The sequence below is a fragment of the Petroclostridium sp. X23 genome, from assembly GCF_030013905.1.
In the GTDB taxonomy this organism is placed as follows: Bacteria; Bacillota; Clostridia; order SK-Y3; family SK-Y3; genus X23.
On record NZ_CP124862.1, the window covers coordinates 137,544 to 157,209 of the forward strand.

The 19,666-nt window shown below is 37.6% G+C and carries 19 protein-coding genes and 1 CRISPR repeat array (1 of these 20 running past the window's edge); of the genes, 12 read left to right on the forward strand and 7 right to left on the reverse strand.

Annotated elements, in window-relative coordinates; translation table 11 throughout:
* Nucleotides 1-2 precede the first annotated feature (2 nt).
* Complete coding sequence (locus tag QKW49_RS00635) at nt 3-1,328, reverse strand: hypothetical protein (RefSeq protein WP_282865664.1); 1,326 nt, start codon at nt 1,326-1,328, stop codon at nt 3-5.
* 207 nt (nt 1,329-1,535) lie between these two features.
* Here QKW49_RS00635 and QKW49_RS00640 point away from each other — a divergent pair, with 207 nt between their 5' ends.
* Together QKW49_RS00640 and ltrA are read left to right on the forward strand one after the other, a co-directional pair.
* Nucleotides 1,536-1,670 carry a hypothetical protein gene (locus QKW49_RS00640; protein ID WP_282865665.1) on the forward strand — a complete coding sequence of 45 codons (135 nt, stop codon included), beginning with the start codon at nt 1,536-1,538 and terminating at the stop codon, nt 1,668-1,670.
* A 159-nt stretch (nt 1,671-1,829) separates the two neighbouring features.
* Nucleotides 1,830-3,125, forward strand: coding sequence for a group II intron reverse transcriptase/maturase (gene ltrA, locus QKW49_RS00645; protein ID WP_282865666.1), 1,296 nt, complete (start codon nt 1,830-1,832; stop codon nt 3,123-3,125).
* Nucleotides 3,126-3,220: 95 nt separating this feature from the next.
* Here ltrA and QKW49_RS00650 read toward each other — a convergent pair whose 3' ends face one another.
* The 3 genes from QKW49_RS00650 to QKW49_RS00660 form a co-directional block, all read right to left on the reverse strand.
* Nucleotides 3,221-3,943 carry a M56 family metallopeptidase gene (locus QKW49_RS00650; RefSeq protein ID WP_282865667.1) on the reverse strand — a complete coding sequence of 241 codons (723 nt, stop codon included), beginning with the start codon at nt 3,941-3,943 and terminating at the stop codon, nt 3,221-3,223.
* A complete protein-coding gene (locus QKW49_RS00655; RefSeq protein WP_282868023.1) occupies nt 3,936-4,310 on the reverse strand; it encodes a BlaI/MecI/CopY family transcriptional regulator in 375 nt (124 codons plus the stop codon). Before QKW49_RS00655 ends, QKW49_RS00650 begins: the two co-directional genes overlap by 8 nt.
* Nucleotides 4,311-4,708: 398 nt before the next feature.
* On the reverse strand, nt 4,709-5,104 hold the full coding sequence (locus QKW49_RS00660; RefSeq protein ID WP_282865668.1) for a hypothetical protein: 396 nt from the start codon (nt 5,102-5,104) through the stop codon (nt 4,709-4,711).
* Between the two features lie 643 nt (nt 5,105-5,747).
* Between QKW49_RS00660 and QKW49_RS00665 the strand changes: the two genes are divergently transcribed.
* The gene (locus QKW49_RS00665; RefSeq protein WP_282865669.1) at nt 5,748-6,011 is read left to right on the forward strand and encodes an aspartyl-phosphate phosphatase Spo0E family protein; all 264 of its coding nucleotides are present in this window, start codon (nt 5,748-5,750) and stop codon (nt 6,009-6,011) included.
* A gap of 697 nt (nt 6,012-6,708) precedes the next feature.
* Here the strand turns inward: QKW49_RS00665 and QKW49_RS00670 are convergent.
* Nucleotides 6,709-7,125 carry a DUF86 domain-containing protein gene (locus tag QKW49_RS00670; protein ID WP_282865670.1) on the reverse strand — a complete coding sequence of 139 codons (417 nt, stop codon included), beginning with the start codon at nt 7,123-7,125 and terminating at the stop codon, nt 6,709-6,711.
* Nucleotides 7,088-7,516 (reverse strand): nucleotidyltransferase domain-containing protein, encoded by a 429-nt coding sequence (locus QKW49_RS00675; protein ID WP_282865671.1) that lies wholly within the window; start codon nt 7,514-7,516, stop codon nt 7,088-7,090. Before QKW49_RS00675 ends, QKW49_RS00670 begins: the two co-directional genes overlap by 38 nt.
* Before the next feature lie 528 nt (nt 7,517-8,044).
* Between QKW49_RS00675 and QKW49_RS00680 the strand changes: the two genes are divergently transcribed.
* The 7 genes from QKW49_RS00680 to QKW49_RS00710 all read left to right on the forward strand — a co-directional run bounded on the left by QKW49_RS00680 (nt 8,045) and on the right by QKW49_RS00710 (nt 15,241).
* Nucleotides 8,045-8,731 (forward strand): CRISPR-associated endoribonuclease Cas6, encoded by a 687-nt coding sequence (locus QKW49_RS00680; protein WP_282865672.1) that lies wholly within the window; start codon nt 8,045-8,047, stop codon nt 8,729-8,731.
* A gap of 13 nt (nt 8,732-8,744) precedes the next feature.
* A complete protein-coding gene (locus QKW49_RS00685; protein WP_282865673.1) occupies nt 8,745-10,478 on the forward strand; it encodes a hypothetical protein in 1,734 nt (577 codons plus the stop codon).
* Nucleotides 10,468-11,379, forward strand: a complete 912-nt coding sequence (locus QKW49_RS00690; RefSeq protein ID WP_282868024.1) for a type I CRISPR-associated protein Cas7 — start codon at nt 10,468-10,470, stop codon at nt 11,377-11,379. Before QKW49_RS00685 ends, QKW49_RS00690 begins: the two co-directional genes overlap by 11 nt.
* Before the next feature lie 11 nt (nt 11,380-11,390).
* Entirely contained in the window at nt 11,391-12,128 is a 738-nt protein-coding gene (cas5b, locus tag QKW49_RS00695) for a type I-B CRISPR-associated protein Cas5b (RefSeq protein ID WP_282865674.1), read from the forward strand.
* Nucleotides 12,129-12,218: 90 nt separating this feature from the next.
* Entirely contained in the window at nt 12,219-14,606 is a 2,388-nt protein-coding gene (gene cas3, locus QKW49_RS00700; protein ID WP_282865675.1) for a CRISPR-associated helicase Cas3', read from the forward strand.
* Entirely contained in the window at nt 14,606-15,091 is a 486-nt protein-coding gene (locus QKW49_RS00705) for a CRISPR-associated protein Cas4 (RefSeq protein WP_282865676.1), read from the forward strand. Before cas3 ends, QKW49_RS00705 begins: the two co-directional genes overlap by 1 nt.
* A gap of 12 nt (nt 15,092-15,103) precedes the next feature.
* Entirely contained in the window at nt 15,104-15,241 is a 138-nt protein-coding gene (locus tag QKW49_RS00710; protein ID WP_282865677.1) for a hypothetical protein, read from the forward strand.
* Here the strand turns inward: QKW49_RS00710 and QKW49_RS00715 are convergent.
* Nucleotides 15,238-16,593, reverse strand: a complete 1,356-nt coding sequence (locus tag QKW49_RS00715) for an IS4 family transposase (protein WP_282863409.1) — start codon at nt 16,591-16,593, stop codon at nt 15,238-15,240. The genes QKW49_RS00710 and QKW49_RS00715 overlap by 4 nt on opposite strands.
* A gap of 110 nt (nt 16,594-16,703) precedes the next feature.
* Between QKW49_RS00715 and cas1b the strand changes: the two genes are divergently transcribed.
* Entirely contained in the window at nt 16,704-17,612 is a 909-nt protein-coding gene (cas1b, locus tag QKW49_RS00720) for a type I-B CRISPR-associated endonuclease Cas1b (protein ID WP_282865678.1), read from the forward strand.
* Complete coding sequence (gene cas2, locus QKW49_RS00725; RefSeq protein WP_282865679.1) at nt 17,609-17,896, forward strand: CRISPR-associated endonuclease Cas2; 288 nt, start codon at nt 17,609-17,611, stop codon at nt 17,894-17,896. The genes cas1b and cas2 overlap by 4 nt, the downstream gene beginning before the upstream one ends.
* Before the next feature lie 189 nt (nt 17,897-18,085).
* Nucleotides 18,086-19,666: direct repeats of the CRISPR family, unit length 30 nt; unit sequence GTAGAACCGATACATAGGATGTATTGAAAT; it runs 38 nt beyond the window's last position.

Below are 19,666 nucleotides of genomic sequence, written 5' to 3' on the forward strand. Positions count from 1 at the left end.
GCTCAGTCATTTCCCGAATCAGTCTCCGGTCTTGTTCGGTCAATGCCGATGGCGGTCAGCTCGCCGCCCACAATAGCCAATTCTCCTGTCGCAAGCGTGTCACTTTGAGGGTCGGGGTACTTTGTCTGTTTTACCATTAGCCGTCCGTTATCAAGATAGAGCGCGTAATCATAATACATACGGTCGTTTAGGTCATAGGTATTTCCCGTCGCATAATCGAAGACAGTTATGCGCTCATCGATGATACCGGAACCAAAGCTTACCGTCGCGCATAATTCGGGCAGCCCGTCGCCGGTAATATCCGCAAGATAGACATTCCAAACAGGCATCCCGCTAAAGAGTGTTTTTTCGCCGTCTGCATCGATGGCTTTCACTTCGTATGGGGTCCATTGAAACACGGTGTCCGGGTACTCCGGCAATTCTAATTCCAAGCTGCGCGCCCAAGGCATTTGCTCGTGAAAGTAGTAATTAAACCATTTGCGCGGCTCGTATGAATCGGTATTCGGCGCAGACACATACCGCGCTCCTTCGGCCGCGAACAGCGGCACAGTTGCCGACTGGAATACCAATGTATTATCATCAGCAACCGTAAATCTCGCTATAACTTCACCGTTTTTGACACCAAAAGCATTTTCTAATTCTTCCGTTTCAATATTCGAGTAAATCAACAATTCATCGTCTGCAAAGGCGTAAGTGCAATTCGGCAGCATATAACTGCTGATTAGCGGCGTCGCAAGCCTGGCGGTGCCGTCGCCATACAGCGTCACGGATAGCATACGCACTGCCCTTTGTTTTTCGGTCGCGTTTTCAAGAACATACTGTTGTAAAGGCTTCTCGGGCGGATGGATGCTCATCACCCGCCATACATCCTCACTCTCGACCGCCAGTAAATAGTCGTGGCCGTACCCATTTAATTCATAAATGCGCCAAGTGCTGTACTCATCTGTGGCGTAACCGATTTCCTTTCCTCGTCCGGTGTTGTTCATCGGTGATACATGATAGATGGTATCGTCCCAAATTAGCTTCATATCTTTGAGAAAGAAAGCCGGATTTTCTTCATAAACCATTTTCATTTCAATGAGCGGCGCATTGACAATCCGATTCACCGCAAATCCAATGCTCAACACAGCAACTAACGCCACCGCAGCCACGATAATCACCCGCGACGTTTTTTTGAAGTTCAGCACGTTTTTTATTCTCCCTTTCACGCCGCCCTCGCCAAAGGCAAGAGGACTGCCGCCGATGATACGCCGTTCCGTCGCTAAAGATAACAGCGACAGCGAATAGTCCTTTTTAATTTCGGTGCGTCCAGCGAAGCTGGACCACACTCACCGGTGTAAGTCCGGTACGGGTAATTGCCAAGAAGCCCGGTAGCTAATCCCGGTGCGACACAGTAATGTGGGGTGCTGAGCGGGAGGATAAAGTACCTGCCTAAACAGTAGGGCGAGCAAAAATGCAGACCGTAACATAAAGTGAATTCTGCCGCATCGTCAAAAAGGTCTCTGGGTTACAGAGTTCAAAAGGGAAGTCGAGCCTTGCAAAATTGGGCGAAGACCATGGAAGATGGGAAGAGCTTGGAAAGCACCATTGAAGAATCCCTCGGTGTAGAGGAAACGGTATGTATTGAAAGTGTGGTTTGGAACTGGAGAGACCCTACTTTGCACAATTGAGATTGTAAAGAAGTTGCATATAAGCTGATGAAGTGAAATTGTATACTTGCAAAGAGGGAGTCGGAGGAGTTCATAGTACCAATAATTCTGTAGACAACAAAACTACAGATAGGGAAGGAACTCTACTTTATTCAAGCTATCCAAAGGAGGTAAGAGCGAGTGAATGCCCAAAAGGCTAACAACACCAAAGAAAAAGTTCGACAACTTCAAAGGAAGCTATACCTTGCAGCCAAATCAAACAGCAAGCGGAGGTTTCATGCCCTCTATGACAAAGTGTATCGCAAGGATATACTATTGGAAGCATGGAAACGAGTGAAAGCAAACGGTGGGGCAGGTGGGATTGATCACATATCTATTACAGATGTAGAAGCATCCGGAATTGATAAATTCTTGGTGGAGACACAGCAGGAGTTGATGGAAGGAAGATACCACCCTAAGCCAGTCAGAAGAACCTACATTCCGAAAGGGAATGGGGAACGGAGACCATTAGGCATACCTATCATCAAGGATAGAGTTATTCAAATGGCGGTAAAGTTGATAATGGAGCCATTATTCGAAGCAGACTTTCTTGAATGTTCCTACGGGTTCAGACCTAAAAGGAATGCACACCAAGCCTTGGACAGAATTCGGAAGGATACTGCTAAAAAGGGTTGGTGGGTAGTTGATGCAGATATAAAGGGATACTTTAATAACATCAATCATGAAAAATTAATGCTGATGGTAAAGCAAAGGATATCCGACCGAAGGGTACTTAAATTGATATGGAAATGGCTGAAAGCAGGAGTAATGGAAAAGGGAGAAGTAGCTGAGAGTGAACTCGGAAGTCCTCAAGGGGGTGTCATTTCACCACTTTTGGCAAACATCTACTTGCATTACTTTGACTGTAAATGGGACTGGCATTACAAACACCTTGGCAAACTCGTTAGATATTGTGATGATTTTGTAATAGTATGTAGAACCAAGAAAGAAGCAGAGCATGCCTTGCAAGCAGTAAAATCCATAATGGGAAAGTTGGAGCTAGAACTGCATCCTGATAAAACGAAGCTGGTTAGTATGTGGGATGGAAAGGAAGGATTTGATTTTCTAGGATTTCACCATAGAAGAAAATTATCTGAAACAGCAAGTGGTCAGAAATTCAGTGAAACACATCAATTTCCGTCAAACAAAGCTATGCAGAAGATGAGGGATAATCTCAAAGGTGTATTTGCCAGCAGGTCAACGTTGTTGCTGGACGTACACAAGATGATTGAAATTCTTAATCCTAAGATAGTAGGAATGAGAAACTATTATGCATTGAAGAACGCAGGCAAGCAACTGAACAAAATGGATTGGTATATTATCAAGAAATTTACCTTGTGGCATAACTACAAGACACAGAATAAAAGGCGATATGCTAGGATTTCAAAGGTTCGAAAGATTATTTACAATAATGGATTACAAAGACTTGCAGTTTAATGAATGCTGAAGGAAGAAGAATATCGGAAAGCCGTGTGCGGGAGAATCGCATGCACGGTTTGATGAAGGGGGGAATGAAATTTCATTCCCCTACTCTACCCGCCTATTTCTTTTAATACACGCTCATCGCAGGACAATTCCATATCCACACCCATCAGCAGAAACGCCACCCATGCCAGCGGATTAAACCAGTGCAGGCACAAAATGAAATATGCCGCGAATTTTACGATGTGGTCACGCCGCCGGATATGTGTCTGCTCGTGCAGAAGAATATAGCTTCTTTCCTGCCCTGATAAGCCAATGGGCAGATAGATTTTCGGTTTGAAAACGCCCAACACAAAAGGTGATTTAATATTTCCCGCTTCGTAGATATTTGCTTCGATGTAAGCCGCTTCCCTCATCTTTCGTTTGAGGATAACAAAAGACACCACGCCGTAAATAAGCATTACGGCAAAGCCGATAAGCCAAATAAGCGCGCCGATTGTTGTCCATATCTGTAACGGATTTACGCTTGCGGTCGGCGTGGCGGCGGGAAGAATACTGCTGACAGCGTTATTTACAAAAAGTATGCCGCTATCAATGCGCGGTATTGATTGCATGGCTATATCCGGCGGTATCGTCTGCGCCTTGAAGGGTATCAGACTAAAAACGCTTTCGATTGAAAATGGGAACACAAGCCTGAATCCCGCTACTGCCCACAGGCAGTAAGAGATTATTTTAGGGGCTTTTTTCAAAGGCAACCGCACAAGGCATATCGCCGCGATAACAAACGCCCCGGTCAGGCTCATGTTCAGGATTGTAAGGAAGAGTTTATCCATGATTGCCGCCCCCCTCGTGTTCTTCTATAAGACATTTTAATTCTGCCGCTTGTTCCGGCGTCAGTTTCCTGCCGCCGAAAAATGAAGTGATAAACTTGGGCAGCGACCCTCCGAAAGTATCTTCCACATAGCGGCGGCTTTGACGGGCAATTTGTTCATCGCGGGTAAGCACAACCGATACATTCGCGTTTTCGTTTTTGAATACGCCCTTGTCGCAGAGCTTCTTCAGCACCGTGTAAGTCGTTGATTTTTTCCAATCCATTTCACGTTCCGCAAGCGCGACCAAATCCGGCGAGGCCAGCGGCGCGGCCCGCCAAATCAAAGCCGCGAGTTTTTCTTCTGCGGCAGTAAGCGTTATATCCTTAATCATAGCATTCTCTCCAATCTAAACTCATTAGACTGATTGCAGTCTATCATAATTAGACCAGATTTGCAAGAAAGATTTTGATATTGATAAAAAATTGCCCAAACTCCTGACATAAATTAAAAGAAAGATAATTTATTTGTGGGAGAAATTATTGTCGCAGTAATCACAACAACATAGCAAATCCACGAAAAACCGTCAAGGGTCAAGATGAACGGCTACGCCGCCCTTGACAATTTTTCCTGTCTTTGCTGTATGGCAATCAAGAGGGCGTAAGCAGTAAACCGCTTATGCCCTCAATATAATTATGGGATAGACAAAGTTTTTTATCTAAATATCATTTACCCCCTTGACAATCTCTGTTCTGAGCTTGAGAAATGGTATGAAAAGATGAATGAAGATTATTCATGCAAAGTATGTAGAGAAATTAATTCGGCGTATGATTTAAAATGCAGAAAATGTGGCACTACCCCCGGAAATAATTTTGTGAAGAGAAATAAAGAAGCAATAGTAAAGTTAAACTTTTTCACAATCTGTGATTTGGTTTTCTGAGGTAGGGATAGATTTTCACAGGTATGATTCGAGGCATTTCCAACTTCGGTCCACCGGTGCACCGAAGTTAAATCGCTTCTGGTTCCTTGGGCAGTAGGGATGTTTTTTAATAATTCACCAATCTTGATTTCATCATCCAATAATGCTTCGGCTAGAATCAGGCATTCTTCTTTTTTTTGATCCCTTACCGCCTGAGCCAATTTCAATTTTTCTACAGCTCTTATTTCTATTTTAAAATTATCCATCTGTTTTTTCTCTCATTTCCTAAATAAGTTTATAATGAGCGGAGTGAATCATTACATTACAAATCAAAATGCAATCAATAACTTCCATACAATACGAAACAATACGAATGATGTATAGATGCGCAAACGCTGTAAGTGTATGCACATATTTACATAATATGAATAAGCGTATTATATTGTTACCATGAATAGTAGCTCCTTGTCTTTTAGTACGGGATGAAAAATCAGTATCCCGAAGTACCGAAGTAAAACACTTGCTTATCAAAGAAATCTGCCAATAAAAAAGCTACCATCAGATAAAATCCTACACAATAATACAAAATTAATCCAAATAACTTGCATTATTTCCCTTAAATAGTATATAATTATTGCGAGGAAAATTAAAAAAGTCGCCATGGTTTCTGAGTGGGCCAACACTCAGAAACTAATGCAGGCAAAACCCCTGCCTACACCAACAGTAGACGTATCGCCAGATACAAGTGTATCCGATGATACGCGGCTGTCATGCGATCTTATGTTATTATACAGCATTTGACTTTTATTTTCAATAACATAAAAGCACACGTGTAGGATAGAAGTATATTTTCTGCGCGTGCGCTTTTTTAATTTTCCTCTCAAATTCATTTTTGAGAGGAAAATATATATGTGTAACCATGTTGGAAAGAAAGAGGAACCGACGGAGGCAGTTTTGAATTTGGATTGTCACTCGGTAGGGGATGGTCCATCTTCGAGTGCCTTCGGAGAGTTGGAAGCAATGAAAAAGTCTATTGATCAGGTGAGGCAGCGTTTGCACCTTTTGATTACTAAAGCGCATCATCACCTGGTCACACAAGAAATCTTGCGTGTCAGCCGGGAACTGGATGAACTTATCGCTGATTATCAAAAGGCAATGAAAAATATTGGATAGGAAACTGAAGCATAAAGAGACTTCTGTGTTAATCTATGTTGCCTGGAATAGAAAGCAGTTGTCCGAGGATGCAGTAGTAATGAAGGAAAGTCAAGAATCCCATTGCTTTAGCTGTGGGAGTGTCAACAAGATGGAATTGAAACATTTTGTAAATAGCTAATTGATCTGCGATTTCAATCTTAACAATGCGGATTTGAAATATAATTGATTATGTACACGGCTTATTTAATAGATTGTAAGAATCGGCATACTCAAGGACTTTTTGTGGAATATATTGCTAAAGTATGGTAGAATAGCATTGTCCACAAGGTAACACTCTCCCCTCTCAGATATGGGAAGGAACGGTCACAGGGGCATGAGAGGGGGGATGGTATGGGTGAACTAAAGATAAGTATTGTTATTACCTTTTGTTTTGCAATACCGATATCCTCACTTATATACTGGCTGTTAAAAAATAGTGAGTATAGAGTGAAAATAATCTTTAAAAACAAAAAGAATAAGTAGTCTCCCACAACTACTTATTCTCAAAGTTAATCACCATATTAACCTTGTACCGTTTCTTCTCTTATTATATCTCTTTTCTTATTATTTAGTCAATGAAAATGAAAAACTTTTCTATTTCTATAATTTATGGATTATAAAAAATAAATTCTTTGGCAAAAAAATATGGTAGGACTTTGGGTGTCAGGCACTTGACTTATTTTATATACTTATTCACATACTCTATATATTCAATTACCATTTTTAATAATTCTCGGATACTGTCAAATACAACTTCATCTTGAATTTTGTCATATTCATGGACTAGCCGATTTCTTAGACCGGCACATGGCGCTAATCGTGTTGCAAAATCTTCAGGAATTAAGTTTAACTTTGCCAATATTTCAAATGAAGAGTAATAATCTTTTGGAGGTGTATGATTTTTTTCTGAGATGATAACAGAATTAATATCAACCATATTTTCAACAATAAGCTGTATTAATCTTTCACCTGTACGTTTGATAAAGTAGTTGCCCAAGTATTTTTCATAGGTGTAATCTTTAAAAGGTTCCAATTCAGCAATATATTCTGTTAAACTAATCAATTTCCGGCGGATGACATTGTTGTACTCCATGTCGTTTACCTCCAATGAAGTTATTTAGATAAACTTTTTCATATTGTAAAAACTTTTGGATATCATTATATTCTTTAATAGTTTTAATATAGAAATTCAAGAAAATTATTGGTTCAAAACAATATAATATCTTATAGTTGGAAATAACTTCATATCTTAACACCGGGTCGCTGTGATTCAATATAGTAATATCTATTTCATAATCTGGGAAGATAGTTATTATATCTGATAATAAGGAGGAATGCTGATATTGATCATCTTCCATCAAAAGCCCCAGATCAACATCACTGTCATCAGTACACTTTCCGTTTGCATGTGAGCCGAATAACAGCACCATTAATATGTTATGATTCAAACACAATTCCTTTAATTTTTCATTATCCACAAACATAACTATTCCTTCTTTACATATATTGCCTTAAGCTTATCATAATTATGTCTAGGCTTCAAGTATCCTATGAGATTTAAGCATAGTGTATGAGGAGATGTTAGAAAAAAGCAATCAATATTATAGCTGTGGATATTTGTGTGTCGACAATAATCGACTTAATGTGTCGGTTATTGCGATGAATTTTTGATATTTTTTGGAGGATTTCATAACATTTCCAGAGAATATATTATTTGTAACGTGAGTAATAGCTATTAGCTATAATATCATAAAATTTGTTTTATACATTAAATGTATAGGTTGCGCCAATGAATATAGTACTAAACTATTATAAAATTTCAATACGCTAAGCGTTATAGGTTAATGATTAGATTATATAATATTAGATTCATAAAATCAAATTGTATTATTTTAGTCATATGGTAAAAAACAATATAGATTGACAAATTTTTCTTAAAATAGTATTATATAAATATACGATGCAGTATGATATAATACTAACTATGATAAATGATAAAAGGAGGTGGGGAAATGACTTATCATGAAATAATTATCACTGTTTTACTCAATGAGGATATACCGATGGATAAAAGCTATGAAATATTATCCAGATTTATATCTAGTGCTATGTTGGGGGATGATTCACTTAGAGAGTTGCATGAGCAGCAAGGGTATAAGTACTATGTATTATGCGGTCTATATCCTATAGAGGCCGATAAAGTCTATAAAAAGGGCCGAATGTATGCATTTAATCTTAGAGGACTTGATGTTAATTTTATCTTAAAGATGAAACGTCAGGTTATGGCGCTTCAGCAAGGTTCAATAAAAGCTGTCGCAGCAGAAATCCGACAGCAGCCTTACCGTCCTATTACAGAAATCCATACTTTAACACCTGCAGTTGCAACCATTAATGGCAAGAGTTGGACGAGGGAAGACGGTATAGGTGTATTGATGGAGAGGATTCACGCAAACGCTGTCAAGAAACATAGGAGTTTCTATGGGGAGTTACCGGAACCTGCAGAAAATTTTATTGAAGTGATTGAGCAAACAAATGATAAACCCATCAGAATTCGCTATAAAAATACATCATTATTGGGATGCAAATTAAATCTTATCATTAAACCGGACGAAATTTCGCAGAAAATTGCATATACAATTATGGGTAGCGGTTTATTAGAGAAAAACTCAATAGGGCTAGGGTATTGCCGTGCCAAATAAGGAGGTGGATTGATTGATTTATGACTTATTGGAATACTTTAAAGATAATCCGCGCAGCAATCAGCTTGTGATTGACCAGTATACGCTAAAAAGCGGTCTGTATATCCGGTTGAACAAGGACGGCAGTGAATGTATGCTAACCGTGCAAAAACGGGAGTCTCCTCAAGGTGAACTATATAACTGGTTTAAAAAGGCCGATCATTTTAGCTGTATTATCGATACTAATAAAGCATTTGATGTGCCAAAAAAAGTTATGCATAACAATAACTTTTTTACCTTGTTTTTTAAAACGAAATCATTATTGGCGCAGGGCAAGCTGAAAGATGAATTTATCAATCATGTCCCTGTTTTTTACGACAAGCTTATACGAAAGCTGAACAGTAAGGATGTGCTGAATTTTTCAGAAAAAGCCGGATTAAGTCCGGTAAATGAAGAAGCAATTATCCATAACAGGGATATAATAATTCAAAAATTGCCGGAAATTATGAGAAAAGTGATTGAACTTGAATTAAAGGATGATGACTATATAAAGTTGTTTTTTGAAGAAGATATGGAAGCTTACCAGCGTGAATACATACGTTACTATTATCCGTACATTTTCAATAAAAATGATTTTAATATCCCGTTTGGCGATACCATATATGGTTTGTCGGCAGCGAATATGGGACTTAATACAAAAAAGCCTTTCCTAGAGCATAAAACGACCAACTTTAAGGTACCGTTCCGTATTAGTCTTGAAGATGCAATGGAAGCAAAAAAGCTATTTGAATGGCTGTCAAATCAAAAGAATGAAGAAGGCAAATCTTTAAGCGAAGGATATATCCCTTTGGTGGATGAAAATCTAATCGCGCTGGAAGATAAAATTACCAAGAGACGCAATATGCATTATGTGCACATAGAAAAAGGAACGGATACGATAATTGATGACTATGACTTCCTACCTGGGATTACCGGTGAGATCAATAGATTCGAGCCTAATAATTATCTTATGCTGGAGTATTATGATGCCCGGGCCACCTCAATAAGATCTGGAATGGAGCAGATGGTGGACAAGTATCTCTATAGCTTTAAACTAAAGAGATATTATAAAACCAATCCCAAGGATATAAAAAGGATTTCCCATAGATTAATGAACCTGCTGCTGCTTTCACGCAAAGCCATGGAAGACTTCTTTATTAAAGGTGATGACCAGGGAATACGTCATTGTGCAGACCGAATAACATTAGAACTGGTAAAAGAAAAGATAAATGAAAAGGAAACGGTATTTTTTCATAACACCGGTTGTGCCATGAATATCCGGTTAGCTTTACTAAAATATTTTGACATAGGAGGTAAAAAGGATATGGGTGACAGAGTTCGGCAAATGTTTGAACAACTTGCATATAAAGCTGACAATGATGATGTTGCAGCTTGCGCAGATGACAGCGAATTTTATTTTGCTGCGGGGCAGCTTGTGCGGTATATACTGCTGCAAAGCGAAGCAAAAGAATTGAAGCATGATATGGTAGACCCTTTTCTTAATGCCGGAAAAGCAAAAAGGTTCAAATATGAAATAAAAGGTGTTTATCATAAATATAGCCATGCATTTAACTTGCGGGGTAAGCGGTTTAACAATCTTCTTAGCATGGTGATGGGATATGATATTGAAGATCATAAAAAAATAGATTTTGACATGTTTTTAGCAGGTTTGGCTGCAAAAAATGTAATGTACGTAAAGGGGGAGAACGACCGTGAAAATGAACAATAGAGTATATGGTGTAGTGGGAATTAAGAGCGTAATGTCCAATTGGAATGCTGATTTTACCGGGAGGCCTAAGACCATATCCAATGGAGATATCTTTGGCAGCGACAAGGCGTTTAAATATCCCATCAAACGAATGTGGCAGGCACAAGGTGAAAAAGTAGTATATATCAAGAGTTATAAGATAGAGAAGAATAAACTTCAGCCTAACGATTTGAATGAACAATATACAAAAGTATTTGGTGCTAAACTGGATAAAAGCACACCATCCGTCGAAGTGCTGAAAAACTTATTTTCTGCAATAGATGTATTAAATTTCGGGGCCACTTTTGCCGAACAAGGGCAGAATATCAGTATTACCGGAGCAGTACAGGTAGGCCAGGGGATGAATAAGTATGAGGATACGAATGTAGAGACACAGGATATCTTGTCTCCCTTTAGAAATTCATCTAAAGAGGATGCGGACGCTTCCAGCTTAGGCACAAAAATCGTTGCGGATGAAGCCCATTATTTCTATTCATTCTCGGTAAATCCAAATAATTATGACGATTTTTTAAGTTTGGGGATTGAAGATTTTGAAGGATATACGGTAGAAGCCTATGAAAAATTCAAAGCGGGATGCCTCATTGCGGCAACGGCTTATAATACAAACAGCAAATCCGGATGCGAAAACGAGTTTGCAATTTTTATTAAAGTGAAAGAGAATAGCTTGCTGTACCTAGCTAATTTGGATATTTACATTGAATTCAGCAAAAAAGATGGGAAAAACTATATCGATCTTACAAAGCTGTCACAGCTTTTATCCGGTAAAATGGCAGATATTGAAGAAATAGAAGTATATTATAACTCCATGGATACAGAAGTGGGGCTTGCAGAACTTATATGTAAGACCTATCCATTGTATTGATGGTGGTGACGATGAAAATGGAAGCTCTAAAATTTACGCTTGCCGGAAAGAGTGCTTTTTTTAAAAAGCCCGATGTCAATACGAAGGTTTACTTTACATATAACAATATTCATAAGGTAGCATTATTAGGATTGTTAGGTGCGGTGACGGGATTGAGCGGATATTATAAGGATCAGGCAACCGATAAAAAAGAAAAGCCGGAGTTCTATTCCAGTTTGTGCAATTTAAAGGTATCGGTAGTTCCCAATGCTTATAGGGGATATTTCACAAAAAAGATCCAGTATTTTAACAATAGTACGGGATATGCTTCCGATGAAGAGGGAGGAAATCTGCAAGTATTTGAACAGTGGCTGGAGAGTCCCTGCTGGACCATTTACATCTATAATGGAGGAATCGGTCAAGACTTATGGGATAAGCTTTGTGATTATATTCTACATGGCAAATGTGTGTACATTCCTTATCTTGGAAAGAATGACCATCCTGCAGTCATTACGGATGCTGAAATGATAGCATTGGAACCGGTGCAAGCAGACCATGTGGATTCTTTGTTTCCCGGCAGCTTAGACTTGATTGATGACACGCAAGCCTATAATGGAAGACCTTATATTTTTACCGAATATGCTCCGTATGCGCTGGAAGATCAGTTTAATTTCTATCTCCTGGAACGTTTTATATATACAAACTGTCTGCTGCAGCAATCTGTTCAAGATACCTTCCGGTATAATGATCTTATACTGGCGTTTTATTGACATCTTGGTTCAATATTTCAAATTTAATCAAGCAGGGGTATTTCAAAAGAGAGCTTTGGAATACCCTTTAGATTTAAAGGAGCGATGCGGATGTATATGCTTTATTGTGTAGATAGTATATTAGATCAAGCACCTTATTGGGCTCATACACATGAGAAAAAAACAAGTGAACTGCTTCATAAGCATATGGAAAAGTGTATGGAGTATTTTGAGAGTTACTGCGTTAAAAAAGGCATGGATAAGATCATTATAAATACCATTAAGGATTGCGGAATTAATGATATACAAGCTGCATATGATTTGTTTGTCAATGCAATCTATATGCATGATATGGGTAAGATAAATCCTAGATTCCAAAGGGATGTATTGGGAAACCGTTATTTCAAAAAAAGCTATGATGGGGATACAAGGCATTCAATGGCATCTGCCTTTATTTATATTGACAGGCTATATCCGAAAATTAAACATAATAAAGTCCTCTCATATGTGCTATTCAATTTTGCGTATATTATTTCAAGGCACCATGGTTCACTGAAAAGCACCGATGACTTTTTACAGCAATTAGACGACATTAGGGGAATGACTTACTATTCCGATCAATCGGAAGAATGGATGGAAGATATCATAAGTACTGAAGAAGGCCCCAGCCAAATTAGAAAAATGCTGAAACTCAATGAAATCCCATTCTATATGTTAAATAAGCTGCTTTTTGCGCTGATTACAGCCTGTGATTATTGCGCTACCTATGAATATATCAATGGACATCCAATGGAACTCAGTGTGATAGAGTCTATTGACAAATTGCAAAGCACCTATCGAAAAGGTGAGATTTATAAAGGCATACAAGCATATAAGCAGAATGCTGATTATTTTGCCCATTGTCCAATTAACGCGCTTCGAAGTGAAATGTTTTTGGAAACGGAAAAAAGATTGGAGGAAAATGCTGAGGGGAAAGTATTCTATCTTGAAGCCCCTACCGGAAGCGGAAAGACAAACATGTCCGTCAATTTGGCGCTTAAACTGGCAGAGCTGAGTAAAGAGGTCAATAACATTTTCTATATTTTCCCTTTTAATACCCTGGTAGAGCAGACCGCGGATATTCTAAATCAATACTTTCCTGGGCAGACGGCAGTAATTAATTCCATTACTCCTGTAATGATGGACGATGATGAAGCAATCCCATCCTATGAAAAGGCTTATATCAACAGGCAGTTTTTTAATTATCCCATTGTGGTTACTTCTCACGTTAATTTATTCAGTGCTTTATTCGGTTGTGATCGGGAGAACGGTTTTGCACTTACGAAGCTATGCAATAGTGTGGTTATTTTAGATGAAATACAAAGCTATAAAAACAGCATATGGCGGCAATTGATTATGATGCTTGATCGTTATGCACGGTTATTAAATATTAAGATCATCATTATGTCGGCCACACTGCCTAAAATGGACAGGCTTTTGGGAAAAGAAAGCAACGGCTTCATTGAGCTTGTAAAAGATGTTAATAAATATTACCTGAATCCAATATTCAAGGATCGTGTAAAGATTGATTTTTCCATGCTGGATAATAAGAAGATTGATCTAAATGTGCTTGCGGACAAGGTATTGGAATTTAAGGATAGAAAGGTTCTAGTTGAATTTATAACCAAGGGGACGGCAAGAGAATTTTATAATATTATAAAAGGCCGGTGCGAATATGTAGAAGAACTGACCGGTGATGATAATAAGCTAAAAAGGAATGAAGTGATTGAAAAGATTAAAAAGCAAAAGAGTATTATTGTGATTGCGACGCAGGTAATTGAAGCAGGGATTGATATTGATATGGATATTGGATTTAAGGATACTTCTATTCCGGATAGTGAGGAGCAGTTTCTTGGAAGGATAAACCGTTCTTGTAGGAAAATAGGGTGTATTGCGTTCTTCTTTAATTACGACAATCCCCAGGTAGTATATAGAAATGATGTTCGAACCAATTATCCTATTACAGATCAAATGATTTCAGAGATGTTGGAGCAAAAGAAATTTGGAGAAATATATGAGCTGGTCTTAAGGGATGTTTTTCATGAAACAGAATTATTGAATAATAAAAATATTTCATTATTATTAAGAGCTGCACTGATATCGGATTTTGAAAAAATAGAAAAACAGCTTCGTCTAATTGAAAGAACAGCACAATTATATCTTGCATATCAAATAACTTTAGAGGAAGAAATCATAGATGGCCGGGAGATTTGGTACAGGTTCAGACAATTATGTGCTGATAAGGAAAAAGGCTATGCTCAAAAGAAAGTGGAGCTTTCAAGGTTAGCTGAAAAAATGTCATATTTCACATACAACATTTACAATATAGAAGACAAAACCTTTAGATATGATGAAGAATTTGCAGGGTATTATTATATAGAAAACGGGGAGCAGTTTATTATCGACGGCAAGTTTGACCGAAAAGCTTTTTCAATGGAATTTGGGGGGAGGTTTTTGTAGTGCTTACCGGTACGATTGTGAATTATTATTTTCACTGCAAAAGACAGTGCTGGTTATTTTACAATAAGCTGAATATGGAAGATAATTCGGAAGATGTACATATTGGGAGGGTGCTGCATGAATTAAAATTGGGAGAGGTTTCGGAGGCAGCGATTGAGAATGTTAGGCTTGATAAAATTACGCCTGAATATGTAATTGAGATGAAAAAGTCGGATGCAGATGTCGTAGCAGCAAAAGCACAGCTTATGTTTTATTTGTTGAAATTGGAGAGCAAAGGAATTGTGCGAAAAGGACGGCTTGAATGTCTAGAAAAGAATAAACAGGATAAGAAAGTACATATTGTAGAACTAACCGCTGAAAGTAAACATGATTTTGAATTGCTTTGCCGAGAGATTGAGAAATTCCTTTTTTCTCCCAATCCTCCTGCCGCAACAAAAATGAACAAATGCAAAAAATGCGCTTATTATGAATACTGCTTTATTTAGGAGGGAGTGCTATTGAAAGAAGAAGCAAGATATATCTTTTCAAAAGGGGATTTAAGCAGGAAGGACTTTTCCATACAATTCAAAAATGAAAAAGGAAATGTATATTTGCCAATCATACGCGTTAAGTTAAGCTATTTTTTACCAATTTAATTGAGCAAATAGTGTTCCTGCAATCGCTCAACCGTGGTTTTGCGATTACGTTTATCATGTAAGCTTTGTTCGGCCGCTCTTTTAAGAATCAGTCGCAGTTCCGATATTGCTTCAGTGGTTGCATAAAGGCTTGAAAATATTTTTTCCACCTTTGTCGCAATTAGTTTGATAAACGACATCATACTAATGCATCTGTTTTTTTGTTGGTACATGAGGGCATACAGTGCTGAGTAGACTGTGAAAATTAGTATAATGGCAATTAACCTTCCATATAGAAGACACTCTAATTGCTCTTTACCACAGTTGCCTACTTTGCCAAGGTTTAGATAGCTTTTGCAAGCCTTAAATAAAAGCTCTATCTGCCATCTAGCTCTGTACAATTCACAGGCTGCCTTTGGAGTAAGCATATGTGCTGGGGCGTTAGTAATTAGAAGGTTCCATCCTAATAACTCTAAGTCATAGTCACTCAGTGTTTTGCCTTGTGACTTTGCTTTTTTATTTGCTTTGCGCCTACGTTCATTAGCGACTTCATCAGGTAAACGTACACCAATCAGCCGACATTGTAGTAATTTAGAATACTTGGTGCCAAAGTATACATCTATATCAACACTGGAGCTGTTTTTTAAAACACTTAAAAGGTCTAAGGCTTTAAAAGATTTAGTGTCAGAATTTTGTATTTGAAAAACAGTATTTGATTTAATTCGGCTAAGAAAATATGCACCTTTGGATATTATTTTCCTAAACAAATCTTTACTGTAATATCCTAAGTCAGTAATTAACAGCTCACCATGATGAATGTGTTTTAGAAGTTCATCTTTATAGCCGGCATCTGGACCAGGCGCCTTTGTCAACTCCATATTTGTGATAGTTCTGGACTTAAGGCTATATATAGTCTGGATTTTTAGAGCAGCTTTTGCATTATTGCCACCAAGACCTTTCCAGACATCTGCTAATTTGTCCGGAAGAGTAACTTTAGAGCTATCACATATTTTTACATCAGTAAAAGCTTGGAGCACATCGAGATTCTGGACAGTTATTGCTCTCTTGGCAGAATACTCAACTGCTGACTGGAATACTTGTTTTAGCAATAAAGCACTTGTAGCCAAACGTTGAAAAAGTCCTTCGCGTGTTATACTAAGTCCGCGTTGAATATTTTCGCATTTAGAAGCAGTTTGACGTAAGGATGGATTAGGGGTGTCCCATAAGCCGAATGTAAATACTTTTACTATAGTATCTGGCAGCAGCTTAGAGCGGCGCACCGTAAACCCTGTGTCCTTAGAAATTTCCAGTATTTTTGTCTTTCCTAAAAAGCAAATAAAGCTTATAATTAGTGATATGGGAACTTGAAACATGGGAACCTCACCTTTCATTTCTCTATTACTTTGAGGTTCTCATGTTTTTTTCTTTTTTGCAAATGTAATTATTGGTTTACCATAACATGGCTTAGCTTAACGCGTATGATTTGCCAATAAAGGATACAAAAGAACTGTATTGTTTTAATGAGATTACGCTTAGCACAAAGCTATTGGAGTTGCTGTCTAAAGCAGGAATTATTGTACACTTTTTTGGATACTATGAAAATTATATTGGCACATTTTATCCTAAAAATTATCTCATGAGTGGGAAGCTAACTGTTGCACAAGCACAGGCATATGTAGATAGAAGGATGGAAATTGCAAATGCAATTGTCTGCGGTATAGCAAAGAATATTCATTTTACACTATATCACTATTACCGGCATGGAAAAAAGGACTTTAAGCCCTATCTGGATTGGCTCAAAAATGATGTTGTCAGGCTGGCAGGTGCAGCAAAAAATATTAAACAATTGCTTTCACTTGAAGGTGAAATATGGGCAAGATTTTATGCAAGCTTCAAATTCATTTTGCCTGAGGAATTTATGATGAATAAGAGAGTAAAGCGTCCTCCGGATAATCCGATTAATGCGCTAGTGTCATTTGGGAATTCGTTATTATACAGCAAAACGGTATCACAAATTTATCATACTCATCTTAATCAAACCATTGCTTATCTGCATGAGCCCACAGAGAGAAGATTCTCATTAAGTTTGGATTTATGCGAAGTATTCAAACCGATTATCGTATTTAAGACTATATTTGAATGCGTAAACAATAGAAGGATATCTGCTGCCAAACATTTTGATAAAAAGCTTAATTATGCAATGCTTAATGAAGCAGGAAAGAAGATATTTATTGATGCTTTTGAAACACGAATCAATCAAACATTTGAACATCCGGTTTTAAAAAGGAGAGTTACATACAAGCAGGCAATAAGGTTGGATGCATATAAACTAATAAAATTTATCATGGAAGATAGAACATTTAAACCATTTGATGCGGAGGATAATTTATGAGTATCCACAAAAACTATAATTATGCTTTTGTATTCTATGATATTGGGGAAAAACGCGTTCAGAAAGTATTCAAAATATGCAAAAAGTATTTTAAGCACCATCAAAAGTCTGTGTTTCGAGGACATATTACTCCCGCAAATTTGATAAAGTTAAAAGGGGAACTTAATAAAATTATTCATAAAGATGAAGATTACATCAGCATTATTAAGTTAGTCAGTACATCCGATTTTGAAGAAGAAACACTAGGGATAGATATAAAACAATCAGAATCTCTATTCATTTGACTTTTTCCAACCTCAAGTTTAAAATTAAGATGTAGTATGTTACTAAAAATATTGCGACATGCGGAATAGCTGTTTTTTTAGAAAGATAGGACAGAGTTTATTAAGAATACTTGGAACAAATGCCTAGAATCTTATGAGTAAGGCTATTTGCATACTATAAGGAAAGTTTAAAAGTGGCATTTTATCTTGGTAGAACCGATACATAGGATGTATTGAAATTTTAATTTGCCATCGAGAAGCTCATATTGCCCGATAAGTAGAACCGATACATAGGATGTATTGAAATAACAACAATAGAGCGGCCGCCACTGGTAAATGTACCGTAGAACCGATACATAGGATGTATTGAAATATGAGCATTTGATCAGACTTAGCACTTACTGAATCATCGTAGAACCGATACATAGGATGTATTGAAATTAGAAAATATAGCCTATTATATATCTAGCGGAGACGTAGAACCGATACATAGGATGTATTGAAATAGCTAGGGATGGAGCAAACGACGATGCTTACCGTAGTAGAACCGATACATAGGATGTATTGAAATGCACAAGGATATTTGATTGTTTAGTAAAATTAAGCGTAGAACCGATACATAGGATGTATTGAAATACAGTTAGTGGGTACTTTTCAGTTGACCATTCTTCAGTAGAACCGATACATAGGATGTATTGAAATTTCAAAAGCCCTATAATAACACCGCATACACCGCCAAGTAGAACCGATACATAGGATGTATTGAAATAGTCTACCAAAGTTTGATATGTTTCGTTAGTTAGTCGTAGAACCGATACATAGGATGTATTGAAATAGTAGATATTACCTGCTTGTGATGGCGTATACGTCCAGTAGAACCGATACATAGGATGTATTGAAATTTTGAAGCATCTGACGTACGCTGGAATTGGTTACTGGGTAGAACCGATACATAGGATGTATTGAAATGTTGGTGATGCTCCCACAGTGGTTGCAGTTACAAAAGGTAGAACCGATACATAGGATGTATTGAAATCTTATATCAATATTCAATAAAGATGATATTTGTTCAGTAGAACCGATACATAGGATGTATTGAAATAAAAACTCCGTTTCCGGCAACTGTGGTAGACAGTAAGTAGAACCGATACATAGGATGTATTGAAATATAGTTAATTGCCGCTTTGAGCTATCAAAATTAACAGGTAGAACCGATACATAGGATGTATTGAAATTAGCTTTCTCTAAAACTTTATCACAGTCCAATTTTAGTAGAACCGATACATAGGATGTATTGAAATATGAGATACTCCCGACGTTTCAGGATCCATTCCCAGGTAGAACCGATACATAGGATGTATTGAAATTTAAAACCTTATTTAACGCCTAATCATCCAAGCCACCGTAGAACCGATACATAGGATGTATTGAAATTCGTATCGGGCAAACTGAAAACGTTCATATTGTGGAGTAGAACCGATACATAGGATGTATTGAAATATTATCTTAGTTCTTACTTGATCGTTCCCGTCCACTGTAGAACCGATACATAGGATGTATTGAAATTTGCTTTTGTCACAGTATTAACTGAACAATCTAATAGTAGAACCGATACATAGGATGTATTGAAATGCAGGAATAACAGTTGAACCGGATGGCATAACTGCGTAGAACCGATACATAGGATGTATTGAAATACCAAAAACTTTACACCTATAGTTTTCAAATCCTTAGTAGAACCGATACATAGGATGTATTGAAATTTGTGGGGCAGGAATTGAAGCTATAGAA

Excerpts from the sequence above, each read along its gene's own strand:
- QKW49_RS00650 (WP_282865667.1), bottom strand. The coding sequence starts at position 3,943 with ATGGATAAACTCTTCCTTACAATCCTGAACATGAGCCTGACCGGGGCG.
- QKW49_RS00660 (WP_282865668.1), bottom strand. The coding sequence starts at position 5,104 with ATGGATAATTTTAAAATAGAAATAAGAGCTGTAGAAAAATTGAAATTG.
- QKW49_RS00665 (WP_282865669.1), top strand. The coding sequence starts at position 5,748 with ATGTGTAACCATGTTGGAAAGAAAGAGGAACCGACGGAGGCAGTTTTG.
- QKW49_RS00670 (WP_282865670.1), bottom strand. The coding sequence starts at position 7,125 with ATGGAGTACAACAATGTCATCCGCCGGAAATTGATTAGTTTAACAGAA.
- QKW49_RS00675 (WP_282865671.1), bottom strand. The coding sequence starts at position 7,516 with ATGTTTGTGGATAATGAAAAATTAAAGGAATTGTGTTTGAATCATAAC.
- QKW49_RS00680 (WP_282865672.1), top strand. The coding sequence starts at position 8,045 with ATGACTTATCATGAAATAATTATCACTGTTTTACTCAATGAGGATATA.
- QKW49_RS00690 (WP_282868024.1), top strand. The coding sequence starts at position 10,468 with ATGAACAATAGAGTATATGGTGTAGTGGGAATTAAGAGCGTAATGTCC.
- cas5b (WP_282865674.1), top strand. The coding sequence starts at position 11,391 with ATGAAAATGGAAGCTCTAAAATTTACGCTTGCCGGAAAGAGTGCTTTT.
- cas3 (WP_282865675.1), top strand. The coding sequence starts at position 12,219 with ATGTATATGCTTTATTGTGTAGATAGTATATTAGATCAAGCACCTTAT.
- QKW49_RS00715 (WP_282863409.1), bottom strand. The coding sequence starts at position 16,593 with ATGTTTCAAGTTCCCATATCACTAATTATAAGCTTTATTTGCTTTTTA.
- cas2 (WP_282865679.1), top strand. The coding sequence starts at position 17,609 with ATGAGTATCCACAAAAACTATAATTATGCTTTTGTATTCTATGATATT.